Genomic DNA, 15,645 nt, shown 5'->3' on the forward strand with positions numbered 1-15,645 from the left:
CTCCACTGCCCTACAGGCGGGTGAGGTGCCCCGGCGCCGGCTGCCGGGGCACCAGCGCCGGCCCCGCCACCTCCGGTCCTGCCGGCTCCAGTCCCGTCGGCTCCGGTCCTGCCGGCTCCGGCCCCGCTACCTCCGGTCCCGTCGGCTCCGGCGCCGGAGCCGGTACGGTGGCCGTCGGCCCGGCGCCGTCGGACCGGCCGGGCGCCGCCCGGCTCAGTTGGACCACACCCCAGGCGGCCAGCGCCGCACCGGTCAGCGCGAGCAGCACACCGCCCGCGCCGCCCCGCAGCCGCTCACCGAGCAGGGACAGCCCGATCACCGCCGCGGCCACCGGATTGGCCAGCGTCACCACCGCCAGCGGCGCGCCCAGACCACCCCGGTACGCCGTCTGCGACAGCAGCAGTCCGCCCGCCGCGAAGGCGGCCACCAGCCCGGCCACCCCGATCACCTGGACGCTGAGCAGCGGTCCCGAGCGGTCCGTGACGGCGACCGTGACGGTCTGGGTGAGCGCGGAGGCGACCCCGGAGGCGATTCCGGACGCGGTCGCGTGCCGCAGTCCCGGCCGGGCGCCGGGCCTCGACAGCATGCCGATCAGTGCCGCCGTCGCGCCGGAGACCGCCAGCGCCTCCGGCACGCTCAGTACGTCGTCGGGCGCGGGCCCGGACGCGGTGAGCAGCAGCGCGCCGAGCCCGAGCAGCGTCAGCCCGGTGCCCCGCCACTCGACGGCGCTCACCCGCCGGCCCGCCAGCCGCGCCCCCAGGGGCACCGCCGCGACCAGGGTGAGCGCACCGAGCGGCTGGACCACGGTGAGGGGTCCGTACTTGAGGGCCACGACGTGCAGCAGCGCGGCCGAGGCGTTGAGCACGACCGACCACCACCAGGCTCCGGTGGCCAGCAGCCGCAGCGCTCCCTTGCCGGCGCTGCGGGAGGCCAGCCGTTCCTGGGCGACGGCGGCGGCGGCGTAGGCGCAGGCGGAGACCAGGGACAGCAGGACGGCGATCAGGGCGGCGCTCACCGGCCCGCCCCCACGAGGTCGTGCCGCCGCGCCGTCCGGCGCCCGGACTCCGGCCGGCGGCGATGGACCACGGCGCACCGTGGCCGGTGCGGCACGCGGACCACCGCGAGGGCGAGGCCGAGCATGGCCGCCGCCACGATCACGTCGAGCCAGTAGTGGTTCGCGGTGCCCACGATCACCAGCAGCGTGAGCAGCGGATGCAGCAGCCACAGCCACCGCAGGCGCGAGCGCGTCGCGGCGATCAGCCCGACGGCCAGCATCAGCGCCCACCCGAAGTGCAGCGACGGCATCGCCGCGAACTGGTTCGACAGCTGGTCGCTGCTCGGCGGGCCGTACACCGAGGGACCGAACACCCGGGCCGTGTCGATCAGCCCGGTGGCGCCCAGCATGCGCGGCGGGGCGAGCGGGAAGAGGAGGTGCAGCACCAGCGCGGCGCCGGTCACCGCGGCCAGCACCCGGCGGGCCCAGACGTAGTGCGCCGGCCGCCGCAGGTACAGCCAGACCAGGAAGGCCGCGGTTGCCGGGAAGTGGACGGCCGCGTAGTAGGTGTTCGCCGCGTGGACCAGGGTGTCGCCGTGCAGGAGCAGGGACTGCGCCGCGGCCTCGTCGGGGAGTCCCAGCGTGCGTTCCCAGTCCCGGACGTGGTGGGCGTTGCGGAAGGCCTCGGCGGTGTGGCCCGTCGCGAGCCGCCGGCCGGACTTGTACGCGAGGAAGAGCCCTGCCACGAGCAGCAGCTCACGGACGAGCGGTGGACGCGCCGACGGGCGGGCGGGCTCGTCCGGCCCCGCTTGTGCAGGCTCGCTGCGGGCAGTCATCCCCCGGCCCCTTCACTGACGGTGGTGCGTGTGGCGCACAGGTGTGTGGCGCACAGGTCTGGGGCCGCGTGGTGGCTGTCATCGATACGACCTCGTTCCGATACGCCAGTGTACCGATACGTTGCTGTACCGGTACACTGGCGTATCGATAGACATACGACACACTGGAGCAAGGGCCGCTCGAGCGTCCCTGCCACAGCCGGACCCGTGAGGAGCACAGCCGATGACGTCGCAGGCCGCGGACCGACCGGAACCGGTCGGCCTCTCGAGCCGCTCCAAGATCACGCCCGAGCGTGAGCAGGAGTTCTTCGACGCCGTGCTCGACCAGATCCGGTCCTGCGGCTACGACGCCGTCACCATGGACGGCATCGCCGCCAGCACCCGGTGCAGCAAGTCCACGCTCTACCGGCAGTGGAAGACCAAACCCCAGTTCGTGGCCGCCGCACTGCGCTCCCACCGCCGGGTGCGCTTCGCCGGCATCGACACCGGGTCGCTCGCCGAGGACCTGCGGCAGGCGGCCCGGGCCGCGGGCGAGGGGGCGGGCAAGGACACGGGGCTGCTCCAGGCACTCGGCCACGCGGTGATGGAGGACCCGGAACTCAAGGGCGCGCTGCGCGAGGCGCTCGTCGAGCCGGAGATCGCCGCGCTCCGCGAGATCCTCGAGCGGGGCGTCGCCCGGGGCGAGGTCCCGGCCGGCCATCCGGCGCTGGAGTACGTGCCGGCGCAGCTCTTCGGCATGCTGCGGATACGGCCCGTCGTCGACGGCGAGCAGGCGGACGCGGAGTACCTCGTCCGGTTCGTGGAGGCCGTCGTGCTGCCGGCGCTGGGCCTCCCCTGAGACTCAGGCCGCCGTCCACGGGATGACTGGACGGCGGCCTGCACGCGCCGCACCGTGGGGACGGGGGCGGCGCGCACCCCCGGCCGGGTGGGACGCCGTTCGAGCGGAAGGGCGTCCCACCCGGCCGACTGCCGTCCGGAGCCGGTCAGACGTCCTGGCCGTTGCCGCCCCCGCCGGTGGAGTCCACCTCGATGCCCTCGGTGATCTCGTCGATGACCGACTGCTTCTCGCCCGCGTCGACACCGAAGCGGACCACGACGATGCGCTTGGGATCGGCGGGGGAGGGCAGGGCGAGTGACTCGACGTAGCCGTCGGCACCCTCCTTGGTGACCGCCTTCCAGCGGACCGAATAGCCCTTCTGCCCGGCGACCGTGACCGCCTTGGAGGCCAGTTCCTGGTGCGAGGTGATCCCGCCGTAGGACTCGCCGCCGTAGGACTCCTTGGCGTTCGCCTCGATGTCGGCCTTCGCCACCTCCTCCGCGGTGTCGCCCTTGGTGCCCAGCACCATCGCGGGAGCCGAGTAGGCGCCGCCCTTCGTACAGGTCGCGGAGGTGTCGCCGGGACACTCGTAGCTGTCGTCCGACGTCACCGCCGCACCGACCTGGAGCCGCTGACCGGACCAGCCGTCCGGAATGGGCAGGCTGATCCCGCTCACCGGGTCCGTCACCGACCCGCTGTCGATCGTGGGCGGTTCGGACCCGTCCGGGGAGTCGGGCGCGGGCGACTCCCCGCCCTCACCGCCGCCCGAGTCGCCGAACGGGTCGTCACGGCCGCCGGGGGTACGCCGGTCCTGCTGCGAGGAACCCGCGCTGTCGCCGCCCGAACCATCGTCGGCCAGCACGTACACGCCGGCCCCGATACCGGCCAGCACGGCCACGGCGGCCGCGACGGCTATGCCGGTCCGCAGCCCGCGCCGCCGCGCGGACGGCGCCTGCACGGGAAGTCCCGGATAGCCCGGGTGCACGGGGTAGGGCCCGGGCACCGCGTCCGGCGCCGGCGTCTGCGCGGGAGGCCCCCACGCGGCGGCCGTTCCCGTGGCACGGACCTGGTCCGTCCACGCCTCGCCGTCCCACCAGCGCTCGGTGGCGGGACCGTCGTTCTTCTGTCCGGGGTCCGGGTACCACCCGGGGGGAGTCTCCTGCGTCATGTGCCCACCGTATGAGGCGTCGGTGAAAGCCGGATGAGAGGCCCGGCTCCGGCACACCGGTGCCCCCGCGACCTCGCCGCCGCGCACGGCGGGTTGACGGTCGTCGACCGGCGCCTTGGCTGATGACGGGCCCGGCGCGTCGTCCGCGCTTTACCGCATGTCACCCATCGCGGCAACTGCCGCCCCGACACCCCACCACTTGCGCGATCGGGCGGTTAGGCTCAGGGTCTGTACGTCATTCGGGCGACTCGGGGAGGTAGCGGGATGACGGAGGTACGGCGGACGGCCGCCGCCTCGGCCGCCCTTTGGGAGCGCGACGAGGAAGTCGCCACCATCACGCGGGCGGTCGACACCCTGTGCGCGGACCGCTTCTCCTCCGGAAGCCTGCTGGAGGCCAGGGGCGAGGCCGGACTCGGCAAGACCGCTCTGCTCGCCGAGACCCGCCGCCTCGCCGAGGCCCGGGGCTGCACCGTCTGGTCCGCGCGCGGCGGCGAGACCCTCAGGTCCGTCCCCTTCAACGTCGTACGCCAACTGCTCCAGCCCGCACTCGTGTCCATGCTCCCGGAGGAGGCACGCGAGTACCTCGGCGACTGGTACGACATCGCGGGCCCCGCCCTCGGCATAGCGGACCCCGGCGAGCGGCAGGCCGACCCGCAGGGCGTGTGCGACGGCCTGGTCGCCGCCGTACGCCGGCTCGCCCGCCGGGAGTGGCCGCTGGTCCTGCTGATCGACGACGCCCACTGGGCCGACCAGGAGACCCTGCGCTGGCTCGCCGCGTTCGCCGAACGGCTCGACGAGACCTCCGTACTGGTCGTGCTCGCCCGCCGCCCGGGTGACGTCAGCGGCGAAAGCGCCCGGCTCCTGGACACGGTGTCCGCCGTGAGCCGGCCCCTCGCCCCGCTGAACGCCCTCACCCCCGACGCGACGGCCGGCCTCACCCGCGCCACCCTCGGCGGCCACGCCGACGCCGCGTTCTGCCGAGAGGTGTGGGCCGTGACCGGGGGAAACCCGTACGAGACCGTCGAACTCCTCGCCAAGGTCCAGGACAGCGAACTGGAACCGGTCGAGACGCAGGCCGCCGAACTGCGCGACCTCAACCGCTCCGCCCGGGGCGGCGGGCTCGTCGCGCGCCTGGAGCAACTCGGCGTCGACTCCACCCGGTTCGCCTGGGCCGCCGCCATTCTCGGCGGCGGCATCACCGTCGACCTGGTGGCCCGGCTCGCCACCCTCGACCGCGACGCCGCCGCCCGCTGCGCCGAGCTGCTGTGCGACGCCCGCATCCTCACCGAGACCGACCCGGCCGCCGGGCAACCCGCCGCGGGCGACCTGGAGTTCGTCCACCCCCTGATCGCCACCGCCGTCTACAACTCCATCCCCGACGCGCTGTGCACGGCGATGCACGGCATAGCGGCCCAGCTGGTCACCGACTCCGGACTCGGCGCCGCGGCCGCCTCCCGCCATCTGCTCCAGGTGCATCCGGACGACGACCAGGAAGTCGTCGAGCAGCTGCGTGAAGCGGCCCGCGAGCACCTCGCCGTCGGCGCGCCCGACGCGGCCCGCCGCTGCCTCGAACGCGCCCTGCGGGAACCGCCGTTGCCGGACACCCATGCCCGTGTGCTCTACGAACTGGGCTGCGCCACGCTCCTCACCGCGCCCGCCACGACCATCGGCCACCTGCGCACCGCCCTCGCCATGCCCGGCCTGGACGGCGAGCAGCGGGTCAACGCGGTCTTCAGGCTCTCCGAGGCGCTGCTCCACAACGACCAGCTGGAAGAGGCCGTCCGCACCGTCCGGGCGGAGGCCGCGCGGAACCCGGACCCGTCCGTGCGCCTTCGGCTGCAGGCCGTCCAGTACATGTGGGAGGGCATCCACCCCGGCGAGACGTCCTCGCCCGGCCGGTCCGAGCGGCTCGCCGAACTCGCCGGCACCTGCTCCGGCCGCGACAACGCGGAACGCGCCCTGCTCATCCTGCGCGGCTTCGACGCCATGACCCGGGGCGAGAACGCCGAAGAGGTCGTCGAGCTGTGCGACCGGGCCCTCGTCAACGGCCGCCTCGCCTCCGGACTCGGCTGGACCGACACCGAGTGGGGCCTGGAACTGCCGATGATGCTGGCCAACTGCTACGCCTACACCGACCGGCTCGACCGCGCCGAGGCGCTGTTCACCGAGGCCCTGAGCACCTACGAGACCGCCGGCTGGAGCGGCGGCCACCTCGCCCTCGCGCACACCTACGTCGGCCTCGGCCACCGCAGGCGGGGCCGGCTGCGGGAGGCCGAGAAGTCCCTGCGCGAATCGTTGCGCATCGCCGAACGGGTGGGCCGCGGGCTGCCGCTGTACTGGGGCGCGACCTGCAACCTGATCGACACGCTGCTCGCCCGCGGCCATGTCGACGAGGCCAGGTCCGTCGCCGACCGGTACGGCTTCGACCCGCCGTACCCGTCCACCATCGTGCTCCCCGACCCGCGCCCCGTGCGGGCCCGGCTGCTGCTCGCCACCGGCCGGACCAAGGAAGGCGTCAACGAGCTGGAGACCGCCGAGAAGGCGGCGGCCGCCCGCGGCCGGCACAACCCGGTGGTGAATCCCTGGACGGCCGAGCTGGCCCGGGCCCTCGCCACCGAGGATCCCGGCCGAGCCGCCCGGCTCGCCTCCGAAGCCCGCCGGCAGGCCGAGCGCTTCGGCACCGACACCGCCATAGGCGAGGCCCTGCGCTGCGCCGCCGCGCTGGAGACCGGACAGCGTGCGGTGCGGCTCGCCGCGCAGGCCGTCGCCTATCTGGAAGCCTCGCCCTGCCAGTACGAGCACGCCGCCGCGCGAGTGGAGTACGGTATCGCCGCCCGCTCGGAGGCCGAGCTCAACCGGGGCCTCGCACTGGCGGACTCGTGCGGTGCGGACGGACTGGTGACACGGGCCCGCGAGGCACTGGCCGCGGGACACGCGCGCTGAGGTCAGCGGGTGCTGCCGTCCTCCTCGGCCAGCACCCGCTGGGCCGCCGCGAACGCCGAGTTCGCCGCCGGCACCCCGCAGTACACCGCCGTCTGAAGCAGCACCGCGCCGATCTCGTCCGGCGTCAGGCCGTTGCGCCGCGCCGCCCGCACATGCATGCCCAGCTCCTCGTAGTGGCCGTGCGCGACCAGCGCGGTCAGTGTGATCATGCTGCGTTCGCGGCGCGAGAGGGTCTCGTCCGTCCAGATCTCGCCCCACGCGTAGCGCGAGATGAAGTCCTGGAAGCGGGCGGTGAACGGGGTCTGCCGCCCCTGCGCCCGGTCCACGTGCGCGTCCCCGAGCACCTCGCGCCGTACGGCCATGCCCCGCCCGGCGCCGCCGTCGAAGTGCGCCCGCAGTGCGGTCAGCACCGCCTCGGGCCGCTCCGCCGGCGCCAGGTGCGAGGCCCCCGGCAGCTCGGTGAGCGCAGCACCCGGCACCGCGTCGGCGATCTCCCGCAGATGCGCGGGCGGCGTCGCCGGGTCCTCCCGGCCCGCGATCAGCAGCGTCGGCGCGGCGATCTCGCCGAGCCGGTCCCGCAGGTCGAACGCGGCCAGCGCGTCACAGCAGGCGGCGTACGCCCCCGGATCGGCGTCCCGGTGGTCCCGGACCAGCTCCGGCACGGTGAAACCGGGCGTGAACCACCGCTCGTCCGCACTCGCCGCGAGCTTCGCCAGCCCCTCCGCGCGCACCGCCGCGGCCCGCTCCTCCCACGCCTTCGCGCCGTTGAAATGCGCCGACGAGCAGACGACGGCCAGCGAGGAGACCCGCTTTGGATGGTGCACGGCCAGATACAGGCCCACCGCGCCGCCCAGCGACACCCCGGCGTAGGCGAATCGATCCACCCCCAGTGAGTCGGCGAGCTCGAGCACCAGGCCGGCGAGGTCGCCGACGGTGGCGCCCGGCCCGATCAGCTCCGCCGCCGAACCCCCGTGCCCGGGCAGGTCCCAGCGGATGACCCGGTGCCCGATGGACAGCTCGGGCGCCACCTTGCCCCACAGGGCGTACGAGGTGCCCAGTGAGGGCCCGAGCAGCAGCGGGGGAGCGGAGGCGGGACCTTCGGTCAGATGGTTGAGCATGGTCAACGTCGCTCCAGAGCGCGGTCGGTCAGGGCTCCGGCGGAGCCGGTGTACCGGACGGGGTCCGTCAGGGCGTCCAGATCGATACCGGACAACTCCGGTACGCCGGCGAGCAGTTCGCCCAGAGAGCGGTCCTCGGCACAGGCCCGCTGGGCCAGCTCGGTGAGCAGCGCCTTGGCGCGGGCCCGTCCGAGCACCGGCGCCAGCTCCGCGGAGAGCCGCTCGGACACGATCAGCCCGTGCGTGAGGCCGAGATGCGCACGCATGGCGTCCGGGCGTACGCGCAGCCCCTCGGCCAGTTCGGCGGCGTCCCGGGCGGCGCCGCCGGTCAGCCGCAGCAGGTCCCGCAGCGGCTCCCACTCGGCGTGCCAGGCCCCGGCGGGCCGCTCGTCCCCGGCGACCAGCGAGCCGTACAGCGTGGCCGCGAGCTGCGGGGCGCGCCGGGCGGCCGCCGCGATCAGGGTGGAACGTACGGGATTGGCCTTGTGCGGCATCGCCGACGATCCGCCGCCGCTGCCCTCGGCGAGCTCGCCGATCTCGGTGCGAGAGAGCGTCAGCACGTCCGCGGCGATCTTCCCGAGGGCCCCGGCGGCGAAGGAGAGACACCCGGCCAGGTCGGCGACCGGGGTGCGCAGGGTGTGCCAGGGCAGCAGAGGTGCTCGCAGCCCGAGTTCACGGGCGTACGCCGCGGGCAGCGCGACCGGGTCCGTCGCGCCGTAGGCCCCGAAGGCGGCCAGGGTGCCCGCCGCGCCGCCGAGCTGGGCGGGCAGCGTGTCGCGCACGGCGGCGACCCGGTCCCGCGCGTCGAGGACCAGCGTGCGCCAGCCGGCCGCCTTCAGCCCGAAGGTCGTCGGCACGGCGTGCTGGGTGAGGGTCCGGCCCGGCATCGCCGTGTCACGGTGCTCGGCGGCCAGCCGGGCCAGCGCCCGTTCGGTGCGGGCGAGGTCGGGGAGCAGCACGTCCAGCGTGCGGGCGGCGACCAGCATCGTCGCCGAGTCCAGGATGTCCTGGCTGGTCGCGCCCCGGTGGACGTACGGGCCGTACTCCTCGCCGACCGCCTGCGTCAGGTCGGCCACCAGGGGGATGACCGGGTTGCCGCCGCCCCGGGCGCGCTCGGCCAGGGCGCGCGGGTCGAAGCGGGCCGGCTCCGCGGCCCCGGTCACCGCGCTCGCCGCCTCGGCGGGGGCGAGACCCAGCCCGGCCTGAGCCCGGGTCAGGGCCGCCTCCGCGTCCAGCAGCGCCCGCAGGACGGCGCGGTCGTCGGTCGCCTCGGCGGCCGGGGAGCCGGCCCACCCGGGGGCGAGCAGGCCCGTGTCGCGGGCCTCGGGAGGTGATGTCACTGGAACTCCAGAAAGACCGTCTCGCCTTCGCCCTGAAGGCGGATGTCGAAACGGTACGTCCCGTCACCCTCGTTGGACGCGATCAGCGTGTCGCGGCGCTCCGCGGCCACCCGGGACAGCAGCGGGTCCGCGGCGAGCACCGCGTCGTCGCCCGGCAGGTAGATCCGGGTGAACAGGTGCACCAGCAGCCCGCGCGCGAACAGGCACACGCTGACGTAGGGCGCGCTGTTCCCCCGTGCCCCGGGGCGCAGCGTCCGCGCGTACCAGTGGCCGTTCGCGTCGGTCTGGATGCGGCCGAAGCCGGTGAACTCCACGCCGTTGCGGCCGAGGAAGCCGCCGGAGGCCGGGTCGCGCCGCATCGAGCCGTCGGCCGTCGGCAGTTCGCCGTCCGGGCCCGGCCCCCACAGCTCCACGAGCGCGTCCGGCAACGGGGTGCCCTCGCCGTCGTACACGTACCCGTGCACGGTGATCGTGTCCGGATGCCCGGTGGGCGCGATGTCCTCGCCGCCGCGGAAGGGCAGCGCGTACCCGTAGAACGGGCCGACCGTGTGCGACGGCGTGGGCGGCACGTTCTCGGGGCTGCCGGTGTCGGTCTTCGTCATGGCTGGTCAGCGTCCTTCTTCGATCCAGGTGGCGTCCGGGCCGTCGAGCACGATGTCCCAGTGGTAGCCGAGCGAGAACTCGGGCACGGACAGGCTGTGGTCGTACGTCGCGATCAGCCGCTGCCGGGCGGCGTCGTCCGTCACGGACTGCAGGATCGGGTCGTACGGGAACAGCGGGTCGTTCGGGAAGTACATCTGCGTCACGAGCCGCTGGGTGAACGCCGAGCCGAACACCGAGAAGTGGATGTGCGCGGGACGCCAGGCGTTGACGTGGTTGCGCCACGGATACGGGCCCGGCTGGACGGTGGTGAAGCGGTAGAAGCCGTCGTCGTCGCAGAGGGTGCGGCCCACGCCGGTGAAGTTCGGGTCCAGCGGCGCGTCGTGCTGCTCGCGCTGGTGGGCGTAGCGGCCGGCCGAGTTGGCCTGCCAGATCTCCACGAGCTGGCCGCGCACGGGCTTGCCGTTCCGGTCGAGGAGGCGGCCGGAGACCGTGATGCGCTCGCCGATCGGCTCCCCGGTGTGCTGCCGGGTCAGGTCGTTGTCGGTCTCGGTGACGTCCCGCTCCCCGAAGGCGGGAGAGGACAGCTCCACCAGCTCCGGGTCCTTGGTGACGTCGATGGCGACCGGTGGCTGCTCGGGGTGGCGCAGCACCGAGGAGCGGTACGGGGCGTAGTCGCGGCGCGGGTGGTGCTCGACGGGCCCGCCGTCGGCGACCCGCTTCTCGTACGCGGCGTGCTCGGCCGCGATCTCCGCGTCGATGTCGTGCTGGGTGAGAGTCATCAGGGTTCCCGTGGGTGTCTAACGGTCGAGGACCAGGGCGAGGCCCTGGCCGACGCCGATGCAGAGGGTGGCGACGCCGGTGCCGCCGCCCTGGCGGGCGAGCTGGTGGGCGACGGTGCCGGCCAGGCGGGCACCGGAGGCGCCCAGGGGGTGGCCCAGCGCGATGGCTCCGCCCTGGGGGTTGAGGATCGCGGGGTCGAACTCGGGCCACTCGGCCACGCAGCCCAGCGCCTGGGCCGCGAAGGCCTCGTTGAGTTCGAGGACGTCCAGCTCCGCGAAGGTCTTGCCGGCCTTGGCGGGCGCGGTTGACGGCTTCGACGGGGGCGAGGCCGAAGTAGTGCGGGTCGGTCGCCGAGACGCCGGTGGCGGAGATCCGGGCGAGGGGTTCGCGGCCGGTGGCCTCGAGCCCCTCCTCGTCCACGAGGAGGAGGGCCGCGGCGCCGTCGTTGAGCGGCGAGGCGTTTCCGGCGGTCACGGTTCCGCCGGTGGCGCGGAAGGACGGCTTGAGCCGCGCCATCGCCTCGAATGAGGCGGTCGGACGACGTAGACGTCCCTCACTCGAGTCCCTCCGCGACGACGAGCTTGGCATCGGTCTTGGCGGTGATCTCGTCGACGCTCACCCCGGGCGCGGTCTCGGCCAGGACCAGGCCGTCGCCGGTGACGCCGAGGACACCGAGGTCGGTGACGACCCGGTTCACGCACGCCTTGCCGGTGAGCGGCAGCGCGCACTCCTGGAGGATCTTCGGGCTGCCGTCCTTGGCGGTGTGGGTCATCACCACGATGACGGTGCGGGCGCCGTGGACCAGGTCCATCGCCCCGCCGATCCCGGTGATCATCTTGCCCGGGACGGCCCAGTTGGCCAGGTCGCCGGCGGCGGAGACCTGCATGGCGCCGAGCACCGCGACGTCGATGTGCCCGCCCCGGATCATGCCGAAGGAGAGCGCCGAGTCGAAGAAGGAGGCGCCCGGCAGGACCGTCACGGTCTCCTTGCCGGCGTTGATCAGATCGGGGTCCACCTCGCCTTCGGTGGGATACCGGCCGGTGCCCAGGATCCCGTTCTCGGACTCCAGGGTCACCTCCACACCCTCCGGGAGGTGGTTCGGGATCAGGGTGGGCAGGCCGATGCCGAGGTTGACGTACTGGCCGTCCCTCAGCTCCCGGGCCGCCCGCGCGGCCATCTGTGCACGCGTCCAGGCCATCAGGAACTCACCGTCCGCCGCTCGATCCTCTTGTCCGCCGCCTGCTCCGCCGTCAGCGCCACCACCCGCTGCACGAAGATCCCCGGCAGATGCACGGCGTCCGGATCCATCCCGCCGGGCTCGACCAGTTCCTCCACCTCGGCGACCGCCACCCGGCCGGCCATGGCCGCCAGCGGGTTGAAGTTCCGCGACGACTTGCTGAACACCAGGTTCCCGTGCCGGTCCCCCCTGGCCGCCCGCACGAGCGCGAAGTCGGTGCGGATGCCGCGCTCCAGCACGTACTCCGTCCCGTCGAACTCGCGGACCTCCTTCGGTGGCGAGGCCAGCGCGACCCCGCCGGAGCCGTCGTAGCGCCACGGCAGCCCGCCGTCGGCGACCTGTGTGCCGACGCCGGCCGGCGTGTAGAAGGCCGGGATGCCGGCCCCGCCGGCCCGCAGCCGCTCGGCCAGCGTGCCCTGCGGGATCATCTCCACCTCCAGCTCCCCGCCCAGGTACTGCCGGGCGAACTCCTTGTTCGCCCCGATGTAGGACCCGGTCACCCGGGCGATCCGCCCCGCGGCCAGCAGAACCGCCAGCCCGGAGTCCATCGCCCCGCAGTTGTTCGAGACCACCGACAGTCCGCCGGTCCCGCGCTCGTACAGCGCCTGGATCAGCACGTTCGGCACACCGCTCAGCCCGAAACCACCCACCGCCAGCGATGCGCCGTCCGGCACGTCGGCCACTGCCTCCCCGGCCGTGGCCACCACCTTGTCCATCCGAGAAGCCCCATCTCTTCCAAGCGCCCAGGATCGCGGACTGTATGGCGAATTAGTCAGGGCACTGAGTATTTCAGCGAGATGGCCCACACGCTGCCACCGGTCGGCCGGAGCGTCAAGGCTCAGGAAACCGGGAGGTGAATCACTCAACGCATGGACGGACGGGCGGTGCGCCGCCGATGTATCGTCAGCGCACCAACAAAAAGTCATCTCGGGAGCGCACATGGCCGCGGTCGACCTGACCACCCATCCCGGGCACCTGGCCCGGCGGCTGCAGCAGGCGCACTACCTGCTGTGGAACACGATGGTCTCGGAGGAGACCACCTCGCCGCAGTTCGCGGTCCTCAACGCGCTGGTCGCCGAGCCGGGTCTGGACCAGCGCACGGTGGGGGAGCGCGTGGGGCTCGACCGGTCCACCATCGCCGAGGTGATCAGCCGACTCGGCCGCCGCGGGCTGCTGGACAAGGTCCGCGACCCGCAGGACGGCCGTCGTTTCCTGCTGCGCGCGACCGACGACGGCCTGCGCGTCCACCGCAGGCTGACCGTGCGCACCGCCAGGATGAACCAGGTCTTCCTCGCCCCGCTCTCCGCCGGCGAGCAGGCGGTCTTCTTCGATCTGATCCGCCGGGTCGCGGACGCCGCCGAAGGGCTCCGCAACCCGGCCGAGCCCGCGGTGTCCCCGGGCTGATCAGGGCGCCTTCGCCGTATCGACGAACACCACCCACACCTGGCCCTCGGCGAAGTTCAGCGCCGTGCCGTCCGCGGTGCTGAACGACGTGCCGTCCGCGTCCGCGCCGCGCTTCCAGACCGCCTCGTACGAGCGCCCGTCGCGCAGCACCTCCGCCTGCCCGGAGCCCACCGACTCGACGTACGGCGAGTTGTTGCCGCGGAAGTCGCCGAAGTCCGACGCGCGCACGTTCACGTGCTGCACGACGACCGTCGCCGGTGCCAGGCGCTCGCCGTCGGCCGTCCGGGCGGGGGTGCCGTCCATGGCGAGCAGCCAGCGGTCACGGCTCTCGGACCAGGCGAAGGTGAAGGACGCCGACGGGTAGCGCACCGTGCGCGAGGACACCGACCGGCCTCCGTCGGGAGCCTCGCCGTAGTGGAAGCCCGTGGTCAGGGCGTCGGCGCCGGCCGGCCCGGGAAGCAGCCGGCCGGGCCGCACGTAGAGGTTGTGCGGGGCGGGCCGGTCGTCGTCGCGGACGTAGGCGTCGGACCCCTCACCCGGCGGCTCCGCGCGCAGCGGGGCCTCGTCGATGAGCGGCAGCAGCTTGCTCTGCGCGCCGGAGAACGCGAGCGTGGGCCGGTCGAACTGGCGCAGCAGCTCCAGGTCGGACTCACGGGCACTGCGCACCGGGCCGACCGACTCGGGCAGCTCGGTCGCGTAGACCGCCATGAGGCGGCTCAGCCCGGCCTCCACCGGCTCCGTGAAGACGACGTCCGCGGCGCCCAGGCCCGTCTGCGGCCGGGCCGCCCGCACGTTGTCGACCTTCACGGCGAGCACGGAGCCGGAGCTGCTCGCACTGTGCGTCGGCTCCGGCCGTGGTGCTCGCCCGTCGCCCTTCCCGCCGGTTTCCGCCGTGCAGCCCGCGGCCAGCGCGACCGCCACCGCCGCGGTCAGCAGCGCGGCACCCCGCCGCCTGCGCGTCCCTCGTCGCATTCCGACCACCAGTCCGCCCATCTTGTGTCATCGATTGTGCGCTTGTTAAAGCATTTAGTGCCATACGTGACCGAATCTGATACGGCACGCGGAACGGGGCACATGATCCGCTGTTCGGACGAAACCGGCGGCGGTTCGGTGGCGAGAGCCCCGGGTACCCGGCCGCCACGCAAGACCGACGCGCACGGGCGACGGAGGGAGCGCGAGGCGATGAAGGCAGTGACGTGGCAGGGTAAACGGGACGTGCGGGTGGAGGACGTGCCCGATCCGGGGATCCAGGAACCGACGGACGCGGTCATCCGCGTCACGTCCTCCGGTCTGTGCGGCTCCGACCTGCACCTGTACGAGGTGCTCACGCCGTTCATGACACCGGGCGACATCCTCGGCCACGAGCCCATGGGCATCGTGGAGGAGGTGGGCCCCGAGGTGACCGGGCTCAAGCCCGGCGACCGGGTCGTGGTGCCGTTCCAGATCGCGTGCGGCCACTGCTTCATGTGCGGCACCGGGCTGCCGACCCAGTGCGAGACCACCCAGGTCACCGGCGAGGGCATGGGCGCCCAGCTGTTCGGCTACACCCGCCTGTACGGCGCGGTGCCCGGGGGCCAGGCCGAGTACCTGCGCGTGCCGCAAGCCCAGTACGGCCCGATCAAGGTGCCGGAGGGCCCCGCCGACGACCGCTTCGTCTACCTCTCCGACGTCCTGCCCACCGCCTGGCAGGCGGTCGCCTACGCCGACGTCCCGCAGGGCGGCAGCGTCGCCGTGCTCGGCCTCGGCCCGATCGGCGACATGGCCTGTCGGGTCGCCCAGGCCAAGGGCGCCGGACAGGTGTTCGGCGTGGACCTGGTGCCGGAGCGGCTGCGGCGGGCCCGTGAGCGGGGCGTGGTGACGTACGACCTCAGGTCCTTCGACGGCGAGAAGGAACTGGTCGCCGCGATCCAGGACGAGACCGACGGCCGTGGCCCGGACGCCGTGATCGACGCGGTCGGTACCGAGGCACACGGCGGCGCCGCCGCCAAACTGATCCAGCAGGCGGCCGCGGTGATGCCCCGGGCCATCGGCGGTCCGCTGGCCGAGCGGTTCAGCGTCGACCGGCTCGCGGCCCTCTACACCGCCATCGACCTGGTGCGGCGCGGCGGCACGCTCTCGCTCGTCGGTGTGTACGGCGGCCATGCCGATCCCATGCCGATGCTCACCCTGTTCGACAAGCAGATCCAGATGCGGATGGGACAGGCGAACGTACGCCGCTGGAGCGACGAGATCATCCCCTACCTGACGGACGAGGACCCGCTCGGCGTCGACGACTTCGCGACGCACCGGGTGCCGCTGACGGACGCGCCGCACGCGTACGAGATGTTCCAGAAGAAGCAGGAGGGCGCGGTCAAGGTGCTCATGAAGCCCTGATCCGCCCGCCGTCCGGCCGGTCCCGGTCCCGG

General features: G+C 73.7%; 14 protein-coding genes and 1 pseudogene. 4 read left to right on the plus strand and 11 right to left on the minus strand.

Features of this window, described 5'->3' with window-relative positions; all coding sequences use genetic code 11:
• Nucleotides 1-10 precede the first annotated feature (10 nt).
• The gene (locus ACZ4V1_RS13985) at nucleotides 11-1,015 is read right to left on the minus strand and encodes a DMT family protein (protein WP_468334269.1); all 1,005 of its coding nucleotides are present in this window, start codon (nucleotides 1,013-1,015) and stop codon (nucleotides 11-13) included.
• Entirely contained in the window at nucleotides 1,012-1,830 is an 819-nt protein-coding gene (locus ACZ4V1_RS13990) for a phosphatase PAP2 family protein (RefSeq protein WP_468334272.1), read from the minus strand. The genes ACZ4V1_RS13985 and ACZ4V1_RS13990 overlap by 4 nt, the downstream gene beginning before the upstream one ends.
• Before the next feature lie 223 nt (nucleotides 1,831-2,053).
• Here ACZ4V1_RS13990 and ACZ4V1_RS13995 point away from each other — a divergent pair, with 223 nt between their 5' ends.
• Nucleotides 2,054-2,668, plus strand: coding sequence for a TetR/AcrR family transcriptional regulator (locus tag ACZ4V1_RS13995; protein WP_468334275.1), 615 nt, complete (start codon nucleotides 2,054-2,056; stop codon nucleotides 2,666-2,668).
• A gap of 145 nt (nucleotides 2,669-2,813) precedes the next feature.
• Here ACZ4V1_RS13995 and ACZ4V1_RS14000 read toward each other — a convergent pair whose 3' ends face one another.
• The gene (locus ACZ4V1_RS14000; RefSeq protein WP_468334278.1) at nucleotides 2,814-3,815 is read right to left on the minus strand and encodes a DUF2510 domain-containing protein; all 1,002 of its coding nucleotides are present in this window, start codon (nucleotides 3,813-3,815) and stop codon (nucleotides 2,814-2,816) included.
• A gap of 264 nt (nucleotides 3,816-4,079) precedes the next feature.
• Between ACZ4V1_RS14000 and ACZ4V1_RS14005 the strand changes: the two genes are divergently transcribed.
• Nucleotides 4,080-6,758: an ATP-binding protein gene (locus tag ACZ4V1_RS14005; RefSeq protein WP_468334281.1), complete on the plus strand. Its 2,679-nt coding sequence runs from the start codon at nucleotides 4,080-4,082 to the stop codon at nucleotides 6,756-6,758.
• 2 nt (nucleotides 6,759-6,760) lie between these two features.
• Here ACZ4V1_RS14005 and pcaDC read toward each other — a convergent pair whose 3' ends face one another.
• The 7 genes and pseudogenes from pcaDC to ACZ4V1_RS14040 form a co-directional block, all read right to left on the minus strand.
• On the minus strand, nucleotides 6,761-7,876 hold the full coding sequence (gene pcaDC / locus ACZ4V1_RS14010) for a bifunctional 3-oxoadipate enol-lactonase/4-carboxymuconolactone decarboxylase PcaDC (RefSeq protein ID WP_468334284.1): 1,116 nt from the start codon (nucleotides 7,874-7,876) through the stop codon (nucleotides 6,761-6,763).
• Between the two features lie 2 nt (nucleotides 7,877-7,878).
• Nucleotides 7,879-9,216, minus strand: coding sequence for a 3-carboxy-cis,cis-muconate cycloisomerase (gene pcaB, locus ACZ4V1_RS14015; protein WP_468334287.1), 1,338 nt, complete (start codon nucleotides 9,214-9,216; stop codon nucleotides 7,879-7,881).
• Nucleotides 9,213-9,818, minus strand: coding sequence for a protocatechuate 3,4-dioxygenase subunit alpha (gene pcaG, locus ACZ4V1_RS14020; protein WP_468334290.1), 606 nt, complete (start codon nucleotides 9,816-9,818; stop codon nucleotides 9,213-9,215). Before pcaG ends, pcaB begins: the two co-directional genes overlap by 4 nt.
• Nucleotides 9,819-9,824: 6 nt before the next feature.
• A complete protein-coding gene (gene pcaH, locus ACZ4V1_RS14025; protein WP_468334293.1) occupies nucleotides 9,825-10,598 on the minus strand; it encodes a protocatechuate 3,4-dioxygenase subunit beta in 774 nt (257 codons plus the stop codon).
• A gap of 18 nt (nucleotides 10,599-10,616) precedes the next feature.
• A pseudogene (locus ACZ4V1_RS14030) lies at nucleotides 10,617-11,139 on the minus strand (thiolase family protein); the annotation flags it as partial.
• 13 nt (nucleotides 11,140-11,152) lie between these two features.
• Entirely contained in the window at nucleotides 11,153-11,797 is a 645-nt protein-coding gene (locus ACZ4V1_RS14035) for a 3-oxoacid CoA-transferase subunit B (protein WP_468334296.1), read from the minus strand.
• Entirely contained in the window at nucleotides 11,797-12,552 is a 756-nt protein-coding gene (locus ACZ4V1_RS14040) for a CoA transferase subunit A (protein ID WP_468334299.1), read from the minus strand. Before ACZ4V1_RS14040 ends, ACZ4V1_RS14035 begins: the two co-directional genes overlap by 1 nt.
• Before the next feature lie 223 nt (nucleotides 12,553-12,775).
• On the opposite strand from ACZ4V1_RS14040, the gene ACZ4V1_RS14045 reads away from it, so the two are divergent.
• A complete protein-coding gene (locus ACZ4V1_RS14045) occupies nucleotides 12,776-13,240 on the plus strand; it encodes a MarR family winged helix-turn-helix transcriptional regulator (RefSeq protein ID WP_468334302.1) in 465 nt (154 codons plus the stop codon).
• On the opposite strand, the gene ACZ4V1_RS14050 is transcribed toward ACZ4V1_RS14045, so the two are convergent.
• Nucleotides 13,241-14,212, minus strand: a complete 972-nt coding sequence (locus ACZ4V1_RS14050; RefSeq protein WP_468334305.1) for a DUF3048 domain-containing protein — start codon at nucleotides 14,210-14,212, stop codon at nucleotides 13,241-13,243.
• 210 nt (nucleotides 14,213-14,422) lie between these two features.
• Between ACZ4V1_RS14050 and ACZ4V1_RS14055 the strand changes: the two genes are divergently transcribed.
• A complete protein-coding gene (locus ACZ4V1_RS14055) occupies nucleotides 14,423-15,613 on the plus strand; it encodes a zinc-dependent alcohol dehydrogenase (RefSeq protein ID WP_468334308.1) in 1,191 nt (396 codons plus the stop codon).
• Nucleotides 15,614-15,645 lie beyond the last annotated feature (32 nt).

The organism is Streptomyces sp. NPDC028991, assembly GCF_055564775.1.